At 72.7% G+C, this 11,743-nt stretch carries 10 protein-coding genes and 1 pseudogene; 6 read left to right on the top strand and 5 right to left on the bottom strand.

Annotated elements, in window-relative coordinates; all coding sequences use genetic code 11:
• Nucleotides 1-224: 224 nt before the first annotated feature.
• Nucleotides 225-1,565: a serine/threonine-protein kinase gene (locus tag FGF04_RS30725; RefSeq protein ID WP_235882580.1), complete on the top strand. Its 1,341-nt coding sequence runs from the start codon at nt 225-227 to the stop codon at nt 1,563-1,565.
• Nucleotides 1,566-1,691: 126 nt separating this feature from the next.
• Here FGF04_RS30725 and FGF04_RS30730 read toward each other — a convergent pair whose 3' ends face one another.
• A complete protein-coding gene (locus FGF04_RS30730; RefSeq protein WP_235882581.1) occupies nt 1,692-2,480 on the bottom strand; it encodes a peptidoglycan DD-metalloendopeptidase family protein in 789 nt (262 codons plus the stop codon).
• 328 nt (nt 2,481-2,808) lie between these two features.
• Here FGF04_RS30730 and FGF04_RS30735 point away from each other — a divergent pair, with 328 nt between their 5' ends.
• Entirely contained in the window at nt 2,809-4,113 is a 1,305-nt protein-coding gene (locus tag FGF04_RS30735) for an SH3 domain-containing protein (protein ID WP_235882582.1), read from the top strand.
• A 124-nt stretch (nt 4,114-4,237) separates the two neighbouring features.
• Here the strand turns inward: FGF04_RS30735 and FGF04_RS41390 are convergent, their stop codons facing one another.
• The gene (locus FGF04_RS41390; protein WP_235882583.1) at nt 4,238-6,844 is read right to left on the bottom strand and encodes a hypothetical protein; all 2,607 of its coding nucleotides are present in this window, start codon (nt 6,842-6,844) and stop codon (nt 4,238-4,240) included.
• Between the two features lie 302 nt (nt 6,845-7,146).
• On the opposite strand from FGF04_RS41390, the gene FGF04_RS30745 reads away from it, so the two are divergent.
• A complete protein-coding gene (locus tag FGF04_RS30745; protein WP_149514633.1) occupies nt 7,147-7,512 on the top strand; it encodes a PH domain-containing protein in 366 nt (121 codons plus the stop codon).
• Here the strand turns inward: FGF04_RS30745 and FGF04_RS30750 are convergent.
• The gene (locus tag FGF04_RS30750) at nt 7,490-8,677 is read right to left on the bottom strand and encodes an MFS transporter (RefSeq protein ID WP_149514634.1); all 1,188 of its coding nucleotides are present in this window, start codon (nt 8,675-8,677) and stop codon (nt 7,490-7,492) included. The two genes, FGF04_RS30745 and FGF04_RS30750, sit on opposite strands and share 23 nt — an antisense overlap.
• An 84-nt stretch (nt 8,678-8,761) precedes the next feature.
• Between FGF04_RS30750 and FGF04_RS30755 the strand changes: the two are divergent.
• Nucleotides 8,762-9,715, top strand: a pseudogene (locus FGF04_RS30755) (transcriptional regulator); the annotation flags it as partial.
• A gap of 58 nt (nt 9,716-9,773) precedes the next feature.
• Complete coding sequence (locus FGF04_RS30760) at nt 9,774-9,968, top strand: hypothetical protein (protein WP_149514635.1); 195 nt, start codon at nt 9,774-9,776, stop codon at nt 9,966-9,968.
• A gap of 25 nt (nt 9,969-9,993) precedes the next feature.
• Here the strand turns inward: FGF04_RS30760 and FGF04_RS30765 are convergent, their stop codons facing one another.
• Both FGF04_RS30765 and FGF04_RS30770 read right to left on the bottom strand, forming a co-directional pair.
• Nucleotides 9,994-10,203, bottom strand: coding sequence for a DUF397 domain-containing protein (locus tag FGF04_RS30765; RefSeq protein ID WP_149514636.1), 210 nt, complete (start codon nt 10,201-10,203; stop codon nt 9,994-9,996).
• Entirely contained in the window at nt 10,200-11,075 is an 876-nt protein-coding gene (locus FGF04_RS30770; protein ID WP_149514637.1) for a helix-turn-helix domain-containing protein, read from the bottom strand. The genes FGF04_RS30765 and FGF04_RS30770 overlap by 4 nt, the downstream gene beginning before the upstream one ends.
• A gap of 109 nt (nt 11,076-11,184) precedes the next feature.
• Here FGF04_RS30770 and FGF04_RS30775 point away from each other — a divergent pair, with 109 nt between their 5' ends.
• Nucleotides 11,185-11,736, top strand: coding sequence for an ATP-binding protein (locus FGF04_RS30775; protein ID WP_149514638.1), 552 nt, complete (start codon nt 11,185-11,187; stop codon nt 11,734-11,736).
• Nucleotides 11,737-11,743 lie beyond the last annotated feature (7 nt).

The raw sequence follows: 11,743 nt of genomic DNA on the forward strand, positions 1-11,743 counted from the left end.
AGTACGACGGGACTCTCGACGGGGAAACGGGCGAGCCGGATCACGGCGGAACCGGCGGAACAGGCAGGTCGGGTGGCGACGGGCCCGGCAGGACGGCCGGCCGGATACCCCGGGGCTTCCGCGTGGGCCGCTGGGAGGTCACCGAGCCGATCGCCGACGGCGGTTGGGGACGCGTCTACGAGGGTCGCGACACCACTGCGGACGCCCCGGACGCTGCGGATGCCGTGGATGCTCCGGATACCGCAAATAACGCGAATGCCGCGGACAACGCCGACACGACGGACCCGGCAGGGGCCGGGGAAGGGACCGCCGAAGCGGGCCGCCGGGTCGCGCTGAAGTTCCTGCCGACCTCGGGGCTGGCCCCCCGTCAGGCCGAGCGGCTGGCGGAGACCGCGCGGCGCGAGATCGAGTTCGGCAGTCGTGCCCACCATCCCCGGCTGATGACGCTGCTGGACTCCGTGGTGCTGGAGGACTGCGACGTACCCGGTCTGGACGGCGCGGTCGTGCTGGTCATGGAGCGGGCGGAGAGCAGCCTCCAGGATCTGCTGGACGCCGCGGACGGCAGCCCCCTGCCGGAGGCGGAACGGCTGCTGACCGAGATCTGCGAAGGGCTGGCCCACCTGCACGGACTGGGCTGGGTGCACGGGGACCTGAAGCCGGCCAACGTGCTCGTCATGGCGGACGGTTCGGTGCGGCTCTCCGACTTCGGTCTCACCGCCGAGCTGGAGGGGACGCGGGGCACCCACGGGTTCATCCCGCCCCTGGGTTCGCCGGACTACCTGCCGCCCGAGCGCTGGCGGGCCCCGCTGGACGAACGCGGGGTGCAGGTGCGGCCCACCGCGGACGTGTGGGCCCTGGGCGTGATGATCCACCAGGTGTTCAGCGGCGGGGCCTCGCCCTTCCCGGGGGCCACCTTCACCGCGCGGGCCTCGGCGGTCCAGGAGTACGCCGAGGGCAGGGCGCCGCTCAGGCTGGACGTCGTGGTGCCGGAGTTCTGGCGCGCCCTGGCGGCCGACTGCCTCCTGCCGGCCCACACCGAGCGCGCGGCGCACACGGCGGAGAGCCTGCTGGACCGCGTACGGACCCTCCAGGACGCCGGGTCCGCCGCTCGCCCGCGGAACCGCAGACGGGTCGTGGTCCTGGCCGCCACCGGTACCGTCCTGGCTCTGCTCGGCGCGGGCGGCGCCTGGTGGCAGTGGGCGGGACCCGGCGCCTCCCCGGGGGCAGCAGAAATACGGCTGACCGTGTACAACGCCGACGACAAGTGCCGCGCACGCAGCGACCGGCATCCGATGTGCAGCCTCGGCCTGGCCATCAAGCCGACCGAGCCGTACGTCCTGGACAACGTCGTGCAGACCCGGGTGTGGCACGGTGACGTCCTCACCGTGGAGTGCGATCTGGAGCGGGGCGTCCCGATCGCCGACGAGGCGGGCGCCCGGTCGTCACGCTGGTACCGGGTGCGGCTGCCCGAGGCGGAGAAGAGCGCGAAGACCGTGCGGACCACCGCCTGGCTGCCCGACGTGCGGACCAGGAGCAAACCCGCCGTCCCCGCCTGCGGCGGCTGAACCCGCCCTTCCCCGACGCCGGTCGGACCGCGGCGGCCCGCCCCCGAACGGGTCGCCGCGGTCCGTTCCGCCGGTGCAGGGGCGGTGCGGCCGGAAGGCCAGGCGCGGCCGGTTCCGGCCGGAAGGTCAGCAGCGGGTGGTGACGCCGCCGGTCTCGTCGCCCTTGAGGTAGATGGCGCTGACATAGCCGACGCCGCCCGCGTTCAGGGGCAGGCGTACCCACTTGTCGTTCGTGATGCCCTCGTCGGTCACGCTCTCACCGACCACCCAGCAGTGCGCGGGGTAGGACTCGTTCGGGTAGACCGTGCTGACGATGTCGCACGACCGGGCCGCGCAGGAGCGGACATTGGCCTGGGTCCACGCCGTCACCGTCGTCGTACCACCCCCGCCACCGCCGGGCGTGCACGGCAACCCGACCCCGCGGTCGCGCAGGTACGGGACCGGGTCGATGCCCCGGATCGAGGTGGACGTGCCGACCCGCACCCGCAGATGCAGGTGGACGCCGGTGGAGTCGCCCTCGCTGCCCATCAGGGCGATGCGCTGACCGGCCGCCACCTGCTGGCCGACGGAGACGTCCCGCTGGTACATGTGCCCGTACTCGGTCACGGTGCCGTCGGGGTGCAGGATGCGGATCCACTGGCCGTAGCCCTGGGCCGGGCCGGAGGCGATGACCTCGCCGGCGCCGACCGCGTAGATCGGGGTGCCGAGGGAGTTCGCGATGTCGACACCGTCGTGGGTGCTGCTGTAGCCCTGGGTGACCACACCGGCGGCCGGACAGGAGCCGGCGAAGGCGGTCGCGGCGGTGGGGGCGCTCGTCGCCGCGTGCCCGGGAACGGCCGCCGCGAGGGGCAGCAGCAGGGCCGCCGCGGCCACCAGGCCGGCCCGCAGGTTCATGCCGCGCAGACCAAGACGCACGTGGGTTCCTCCCGTGAGGTGGCGGCTCCCGACGAGCCGCGGAGTGCAGGGTGTAGAGGTGCGGTGGTGCAGGGGTGCGGTGGTCCGGGCCCCGTCCGCTGCGGGGCGGGGCCCGGACCACGGACCCTAGGCGCGCCGCGGTCCCCGGGGGCATCCGGAAGTTTCCGGAGAGACGGCGCCCGCGAAGAGCGGTACTCCTGACTCCAGGACCGTCCGTCCGGATCCGGTGGCCGCAACCGGCGACCGGCGGCCGCGTCAGCCGACCACGACCGTCGGCCGCAACCGTCGTCTTCGTCCGTCGTAGTCCTCATCCACCGAGGGGGAACCCGTGCCCGTCGCACCCGTGCGTGCCGCATCCGTGCGCGCAAGATCCACGCGCGCCAAGTGGCGTACACCGCTGTGGAGAACGCAGGTCCTGTGTCTGCTGCTCGTCCTGACGGGCCTGGCGGTGCCGCCCGCCGCGGCGCAGGAGCACAAGGATCAGGGCAGCTGGCGTATCGACCTGGCCGGGCCGGAGGCCGACCGGGGCAACGTCGCCCGCCGTCCGGACGGGATCACCGTCGAGGACAGCGCGGTGCGGACGGCGTCGGTGCCCGGCGCCTCCCACGCGGTCTACACGTCGCCCGGCAGGGACCTCGGCCGCCGGCTCACCGCGTTCACCGTACGGACCGAGGCCGAACTCCCTTCCGGCACGAAGGTGTTGACCGAGATACGAGGCAGCGACCGGCCGGGCACCTGGACGCAGTGGCGGGACGCGGACGGAGCCGGCACGGTCCGGCTGCCGCAGGCGGTCTCCCTCCTCCAGGTCCGGCTCACCCTGCTCGGTGTCCCCGACGGACCCTCCCCCACCGTCCGGGCCGTCACCGTCACGGCGGCCGGGCAGTCCGCGCCGCAGCAGGTCCCGGAGAACGGCGCGTCGGCGGCCGCGTCGGGCCCCACCTACCGGCTGTTCGCCACCCGGGAGGGCCTCACCGGGCAGACCACCGCCAACGGCCACGTCATCCAGCCCCGCGACCACTTCGTGGCCCTGCCCTCGCGGCGGATGCTGGCGACCAACGGCGGACACGAGTACCAGGTACGCCTGTGCTACAAGGGGCGTTGCGAGACCGCGCCCGTGTGGGACGTCGGTCCGTGGAACACCCGGGACGACTACTGGAACCCGCCCGCGCAGCGGGAGATGTGGCGGGACCTGCCGCAGGGCACCCCGGAAGCCCAGGCGGCGTACCTCAACGGCTACAACGGCGGGCTCGACGAGTTCGGCCGGCGGGCCGCCAACCCGGCCGGCATCGACGTCGCGGACGGCACCTTCTGGGACGGCCTCGGCATGAGCGACAACGACTGGGTGGATGTCACCTTCATGCCGGACGGCGGCGGGGGTGGTACGACGACGGTGACGGCGTGGACCCAGGCCAATGTCCGTTCCTGCGCGGCCCGGTCGTGCGACATCGTCAGCACGGTTTACCCGAACGAGTCCTACCCGGCGCACTGCTGGGTGGTCGGTGAGAGCGTGACCGACGAGGGCATCACGAACGACAAGTGGGTGCGCCTGCCCCTGAACGCGGGCGGCGTCGGCTATGTCAGCGCCATCTACCTCAAGGGCGACGAGACCGGCGGCGTCACCACCCGCTGCTGACCTTCCGGCCGGAACCGGCCGCGCCTGGCCACTCGGGACCGAGTGGCCAGGCGCGGCCTTGAGCAGTCAGGCGCGATCCCAAGCGATCAAATGGGATCCTGAGCAGTCAGGCGCAGGGCGCAGGTCAACGGACGTCGACGTAGTCGCCCGTCGCGTTGACCGACGCCGTGGTGGAGGACGCGGCGAAGCTGTAGCGCCAGTAGCCGTCCGTGGACGCCTTCACCGTGGTCTTCAGGTTTCCTGAGCCGTCCGTGGTGACCGTCTTCACGGTCGTGTACGTGGACGTCCCCTTCTTGCGGAACTGCAGCTTGGCCGGCTGGGCGGAGTAGCCCAGGTAGCCGCCGGCAGCCTCCCAGTTCGCGCGGGTGAGCTTGCCGGTGACGGTGAGGGTCTTGCCCTTGGCGACCGGCTCGGGAGCCGCGTTGGCCGTCAGCTTCGCGTCACGCAGGACGGACACCGTCTTCGCGGCGTGCAGGTCGGCGTGGCCCCGGCCGTCCGCGGACCCGGCCCACGCGGCCACCTTCCACGTACCGGCGAGCGAGTTGCGTCCCAGGGTCCAGCGCGGCTCGATGTACGCGAACTGCGCCTCGCAGGTGGAGGTCGTCGCGTCGGCCTTGGTGCAGACCGCGGACCAGGTGCCGTGGAGGACGGCGTCGGGGGCGTCGTACGACCCCTTGTAGAGGTACATGTCTCCGCCCGCGATGCCCGACGGGTCGGTGGCGGTGAACTTCGCCGTGAACTCCTGCAGCGGCTGGTCGCTCAGCTCGACCGCCTTGCCGCCGTTCACGACGGCGCCGGAGACGCGGGTGGCGCCCACCGTCTCGTCGCCCTGCGGGGCCGGGCCCGCGAACGCCCGGGTGACGGTGCGCCGCAGGCTGTTCCCCTCGTCGTCGGTGGCGGTGACGCGCAGGGAGACGAAGGAGGCGGTCGCGGGGACGTCGACGGTCGCCGACCCGTCCGCCGCGACGGGCACGTCCGTCCAGGTCGCGCCGTCGTCCGTGGAGGAGGCGAGCCCGGTGACCCGGGTGTTCACGTCCACCCCGTCCGTGTTCCGGGTGGTCGCGCCCGTGTCGACCCGTACCGGACCCGCGCTCGCGCGGCCGAGGGCGTCCAGCCCGGGAACGGCCAACCGGGTGTCGATCAGCGGGAGTTCGCCGCCGCTCGTGTAGTCCGAGCGGAACGTCCACTCGGTGCGCACCTGCGTCGACAGACGGGAGTACGGGACGTGGCGGCGCACGGTCTGGTCGAGCGTGTACGTCTTCTGCTGCGACGGCAGGGCGGACGACGACAGCGTGGCGTACGCGTCGAGGCCGTCGGCCTGTGCGTAGGTGGTGCCGTCGGAAGAGCTGAGCCGGTACGAGTACGTCGCCCGGGCGTCGGTGCCCGCGTGGCCGGCCGCGTCCCCGAAGGTGTGCGGCTCGTACAGCCACATCTTGCCGGAGTTGCGCTGCGAGCCGCCGTGCTCGCGGCGGACCGGCTGCGCGGGCGCGGCGCCCACGGTCTCGTCCGCGCCGGTCCCGGCGGGCAGCGTGCGGTCCGGGAGGTCGAGGGTCATGTCTCCCGGGCCGTAGGAGAACAGCCGGCTGTAGGTGATGCCCGGGGTGCTGTACTCGGTGACCGGGCCGGCGGCCGGCACCGAGGAGCCGATGTAGACGCCCGTCCACTCGCCGAAGGACGGGACGCTCTGCAGCGTGGCCGTCGTCCGCGTGCCCGGACCGGCCACCTGTGTGACGGTCTTCGCCAGGGACGACGTACGGACCGTCTTGACGGGCGAGGCGGGCACGGTGCCGGTGAAGCTGTGCGTGAGGTCGTAGCGGTAGGGGCTGGGCGCGCTCGCGGAGGAGCCGGCCTTACCGAGCAGTTCGTGCAGGCGCAGCGAGACGCCGCTCACCGAGAACGGCGTGACGTACACCTTGCCGGACGCCGAGCCCGCGAAGCCGGCGAGGCCGCCGCCCGGGACGCTGATCCACACCGCGGACGCCTGGCGGGTGGCGGTGGTGTCATCGGTGCGGATCGCGGCCTCCTTGGCCGCGCGCTGGTCGAAGTTGACCGTCTTCGCCGCCGAACCGACCGTGAAGCTGCTGGTGAGCAGGTAGCTCGGCTCCATCCAGTCGTCGTGCAGCGCGACCGCGAAGTAGTCGCCCGGCGGCAGCTTCACCGTCCCCGAGTCGCCGGTGGGGTCGTTCTTGACCGCGTACGACGTCCAGGACGTGCGGTCCCAGACGTAGTAGGACTTGGACGCCACGTCGGCGTGCGTGATGTTCAGCTTGACCGTGTACGAGGCCGCGGCGGCTTTCGCGGCGGTGGTCCCGGCGGCGGGCGCGGCCGCGGGCTTCGCCTTCGTACTGCGCGCCGCCACCGGGAGACGGGTGGTCGTGCTATCGGCCGCGGTCCTCCCGGTCCGCCGCACGGACACCGTGCCGTCCAGCGACGCCACGGCGTAGCGCGTGGCCCGGGCGGCACCGACCGCGTCGTCCGTCACCCGGACGTCACGCCCGTCGACGAGCTCGACCCGACCGCCCCGCCCGCCTTCCGCGGACGAACCCGCTGCGGCCCCCGCCTTCCCGGCGTCCCTCACGGCTCCTGCCGCCACTCCCACCGTGCCGACCGTGCCCCGGCCGCCGTCCGCGGCCGTCGCCTCGGGTACGAGCAGCAGCGAGGCGGTCAGCGCCGTCCCGCACAGCCCCGCCGCGGCGCATCTTCGAAAACGCCGCACCTGAAAATCGGTCATCGATGACCCCCCTGAAAGTTTCCCCTGAGACCGCCCCCGGCCCATCCGTCACGGGCGACGATCAGCACACTCTAGAGGGCGCCACCGACTCCGGTGCACGCCCGCGGCCCGCTGACCGGTGCGTCCACGGTCCGTCGTGACCAGCGCGTCCCCGATCGGTCGCGTCCCGGTCCATCGCGTCCCCGGTCCGTCGCGTCCTTGCCACAGACCGGGAACAGGCCGTTGCCCCCTCTTCCTCCCCGGTGCGACGATCACGGGACTTCGCGCATCCCGTACCTCACCCATCCCCTGGGGGTTCTGTCATGGCGCTTTTCGGAAACGCCCATACCGTCGATCCCGGCAAGGCCCAGCACGACTACGCGCGGCTGCTCGGGCACAGCGAGCAGGTGCACGCCGCCTTCCAGCTGATACGCGACACCATCCTGTTCACCGACCGGCGCCTCATCCTGGTCGACAAGCAGGGCATCACCGGCAAGAAGACCGAGTACCACTCGGTGCCGTACCGCAGCATCACGCACTTCTCCGTCGAGACCGCCGGGACCTTCGACCTCGACGCCGAGCTGAAGATCTGGATCTCCGGCACGCCCGCGCCCATCGAGAAGACCTTCACCAAGGGCGTCGACATCTACGAGGTCCAGGCGATCCTCACCCAGTTCGTGGCGCGGTAGGGCGCGGCCGTACGGGGCTCAGCCCGCGTGCCAGCGCCAGCGTCACCGTGATCGATGCCGCCGCCGTCACCGTCATCGCCGCGGCCGGGGACGTGAATTGGGCGAGCGTGCCCGCCAGCGCCGCGCCCATGCCCTGCGCCGCCGGCATCCCCGATGCGTGCAACCCCAGGGCGTGGCCCGCCAGTTCCGGTGGGGTCAGCGTCATGAGGCGTTCCTGCTGGAGCAGGCTCGCGGCGAAGCCCACCGAGGCCAGGGCCGCGAGCGCTGCCGCGACGGGCGGGGCCGGGTGCAGGGCGAACAGCAGGTACGGGGCCGCCAGGAGGAGGAGCAAGGGAACCCCGAGTCGGGCGCGCAGGGCGGGAGTGGCCAGGCGGGGCACCGTGACGTCCCCCACCAGCATGCCCAGCGCCGCGCAGGCGAAGAGCAGGCCCGCGTGCCCGGGCGCGTACGGGACGTAGAGGGACTCGCAGCCGACGATCAGGCCGTTGGGGAGCCACAGCGCCAGGTAGAGGTGGCGGCGCGGGCCCGCGGCGAGGAGGGTTCTGTTCGTCCGCCAGGTCGTGCGTAGCGAGGGGCGTCCCCCGGCTCTCGGCGGGCGCGGCGCCAGGGCGAGGCGGGCGATCGCCGCGGCCGTCGCGTACAGCGCCGCCGCCGTCAGCAAGGTGCCGCGCGGGGACAGAAGGGCGAGCAGTACGCCACCTGCCGCGTACCCCGTGATCTGCGTGACGCCGTTCATGGCGTTGAAGACCGAGCGGCCCGGGATGTAGGCGTCCTCGGGGAGGATCTCGTTCAGCAGGCCCCAGCGGACGCCGCCGGCCAGGGAGGCCACCGGGCCGAGGGCGAGGACCAGGGCGAAGAGCGTCCAGAGCGGGGCCGGCAGCGCCAGGAGCACGGTGCCCGCCGCGAACGCCAGGGCCGTGCCCGCCGTAGCGGTCCGGGGCGGCAGGCGGTCGGCCGCCGACAGGAGCGTGGTCGCGCCCAGGACCTGCGCGAGCGACGGGCCGAACATCGCCAGGGCCGACAGGAGCGGCGAGTCCGTGGCCCGGTACACCAGCGTGCCGAGCGCGAGACCGCTCATGGTCTGCGCCGCCACCTGCGCGGAGGAGACGAGGAAGAGGGGCGTGAACTCCGGTGTGCGGAAGAGGGATGCGTACGTCGTGGGCATGATCCGGAGTCTCGGACCCGTGATGGGACGGGCGTTAGAGTTTCGCGTCCGTGCGAAACCACAGCAGGGCGGAAAGGGGCGGACGTGGGCTGGTGGCAGGTCAGCGCCGACACCCTCGCCGGCAGCCGCTTCGTGGTCTCGCCGCTCGCCGAGACCTTCGCCTGTCTGAAGACCCTGCACGTGGGGACGGCCGCCCATCCCGGTGAACGGGCCTGGCTGGCCGCCCAGCTGCCCCGCTACCGGCGGCGGCTGGCGGACGATCCGGTCACCGCCGCGCTGGTGCGGGCTGGGTTCGGGCCCGAGTGGATCGCCGACTTCCTCACGCCCKCCCCGCGCGGCGGCGAGGACTTCGCCACGGAGGTCGCCCGGGTGCGCGGGGCCTGCCCCGCGGCCGCCCGCGCCCATCTCACGGTCGCCCTGCGCGGTCCGCTCCCCGCCGTCCTGCGGGACCGTGACGACCTCCCCGACCGCGCCGCCGACCTGCTCACCGACGTGTGGACCGAGACCGTACGCCCCGACTGGCCCAGGCGCCGGCGCGTGCTGGAGGCGGATGTCGTGGCCCGTACCGCCCGGCTCGGCCAGGAGGGCTGGGCGGCCGCGCTCGGCACGATGCGGCCGGGCATGCGCTGGCTCGGCGGGAACCGGCTGCAGGTCAACCTGCACGAGTACCCGCCCCGCGAGATCTCGGCCGCCGGACTCGCCTTCGTACCGGTGACGCCGCAACGGCACGGGTGGGTGTCCTGGGAGGACGGGGAGGGGTCGCCGCACCGGTACGCGGTGGTGTATCCGTGCTCGGGCGTGCTGGCGGAGGGTGAGGCGCGGCCCTCGTCCCCCGGCGCTCCGGACACTCCCGCCTCCCTCGTCCGGCTGCTCGGCGGCGCGCGGGCCGGGGTGCTCGTCCTCCTCGGCTCCCCGATGAGCACGAGCCAGCTGGTCGCCGTCACCGGGCAGGGGCTCGGCTCGGTCGGCCGGCACCTGAGGGTCCTGCTCGACGCGCGGCTGGTGGGGCGGCGGCGGGCGGGGCGGTCGGTCCTCTACCCCATTCCCCCCGACCCCCGGCCCCCGTGTCCTTGGGATCCTTTGGAGGTGAGCCGCCGTGGCGCTGTCGATTTCGGCGGTCGTGCTGCTGGCGATCATCGTCTTCATCCTGGTCAAGAAGTCAGGACTGAAGGCGCCTCACGCCATTGTCTGCATGCTGCTCGGCTTCTACCTCGCCAGCTCGACGATGGCACCGACGATCAACGAGCTGACCACGAACATCGCCGGCATGATCGGGGACATCAAGTTCTGACCCCGGCCCCACCCCGCGGGAGCGGTCAGCCTCCGGCCGTGTACGGCACGAAGGCGGACCAGGCGGTGGGGGAGAAGGCCAGGCGCGGACCGTCCACGTCCTTGGAGTCACGGACGTGGACGGTACCGGGAGTGGTGGCGAGTTCGACGCACGAGTCGCCCTCGTTGCCGTCGCTGTAGCTGCTCTTGAACCACGCCAACTCGTAGGCGTCCCCTGTGGAGGCCTTGCGGATCATGTCTCTCCCAGCAGTTGCTCGATGAAGGCCGTGGACTCCCGCGGTGGAAGAGCCTGCGCCCGGATGGTGCCATACCGCAGTTCGAGGATGCGGAGCTGCCTCGGATCGGAGACCGGGCGACCGTTGAACGCGCCGTCGGCGCGCCCCACCGTCGTGCCGTCCTCGAACTTCAGCAACTCGATCTTGCCGTCCAGACCCGGGTGAACCTCGCAGAGCGTCGGCATCACTTGAAGCGTGACGTTACGCAACCGGCTCACCTCCAGCAGTCGTTCGAGCTGCTGTCGCCAGACCATTGTGCCTCCGAGCGGCCGCCGTAGCGGGGCCTCTTCCAGCACGAAGCTCAGCGAGGGCGCCGGCCGCCGCTCGAAGATGGACTGCCGGGCCAGGCGAGCGGCCACCATCCGCTCGACCTCGTCCTCCGAGTACGGAGGCTGCCGTGACTCGAACGCGACCCGTGCGTGCGCGGCCGTCTGCAGCAGCCCGCTGATGCTGTGGCACACGTAGGCCTGGATCTCGGCCGCCCTCGCCTCCATGTGGCCCAACTCCCGGACCTTCTTCGGGTACCGGACCTTCTTGACGTCCTCCTTCATGGCGGAGAGCAGCCCGCCCGCCCCCAGCACCTCGTCCGCCCTGTCCAGGTACTCCGGCTGAGGGATCCGCTTGCCGCCCTCGATCTTGTAGACCATGTCCTCGCCGTACCCGACGGCCACCCCGAAGTCGGCGGCCCGCATCCCCACCGCCTCGCGCCGCAGCTTCAGCTGTCGCCCGACGGTCGCGACCACCGCCACGCCCCAGTCGTCGTCCGGGTCGACCTCCCAACCCGGCTCGTCCGCCTCGGTCCTGAGCCGACCCTCGCCACTGTCCCCGTGCATAGCGTGCCTCTCCGACAGTCCGGACAGCGCCGGACAAGCTCCCGACAGTCACCGTACGTATCGGTGTCGTCACTGTTCACGGTAGGCGTGTGCGGCCACTCTGAGTGACGTGATCCAAGAAACCGCCACCTCCGGGGCCGGACTCGCCCGCCCCGTCCGCACCTTCGGCGTCCAGTTGTCGCCCACGCCACGCGGTGCCCGTCTCGCCCGCCTGCTCGCCACGGAGCAACTGCGGTCATGGGGCGTCCCGGTGGACCCGGCGCGCCACCTCGTCGCCGAACTCGCCGCCAACGCGGCCACCCACAGCCGCGTCCCGGGCCGGGACTTCCGGCTCGTGCTCACCGTCGCCCCGCCGGTCCTGCGCATCGAGGTGACCGACACCTGCGGCACGTTGCTGCCTCAGCCGCAACTCCCCGCGGTCGACAGCGAGTCCGGCCGGGGGCTCGTCCTCGTGGAGGCGCTCGCCGACCGGTGGGGCGTCACCCGGGGCCCGCATCCCCGGAAGACGGTCTGGGCGGAGCTGAGGCTGGTTCCGGAACCCGATGTCGCGTGCTCCGGTGGCAGGGGCGCTCTTCCCAAAGAACCGCGAGGGAGAAAGGACCCCACCGAACCCCACCCGGCCCTCCCGCCTGCGTCGGCGTGCCCTCACCCGGGCGAGTGAACATACC

It is taken from the genome of Streptomyces apricus (genome assembly GCF_008369065.1).
GTDB classification, from domain to species: domain Bacteria; phylum Actinomycetota; class Actinomycetes; order Streptomycetales; family Streptomycetaceae; genus Streptomyces; species Streptomyces apricus.

Coding starts and splice junctions, on each gene's coding strand:
- FGF04_RS41390 (WP_235882583.1), bottom strand. CDS start 6,844: ATGACCGATTTTCAGGTGCGGCGTTTTCGAAGATGCGCCGCGGCGGGG.
- FGF04_RS30745 (WP_149514633.1), top strand. CDS start 7,147: ATGGCGCTTTTCGGAAACGCCCATACCGTCGATCCCGGCAAGGCCCAG.
- FGF04_RS30750 (WP_149514634.1), bottom strand. CDS start 8,677: ATGCCCACGACGTACGCATCCCTCTTCCGCACACCGGAGTTCACGCCC.
- FGF04_RS30765 (WP_149514636.1), bottom strand. CDS start 10,203: ATGATCCGCAAGGCCTCCACAGGGGACGCCTACGAGTTGGCGTGGTTC.
- FGF04_RS30770 (WP_149514637.1), bottom strand. CDS start 11,075: ATGCACGGGGACAGTGGCGAGGGTCGGCTCAGGACCGAGGCGGACGAG.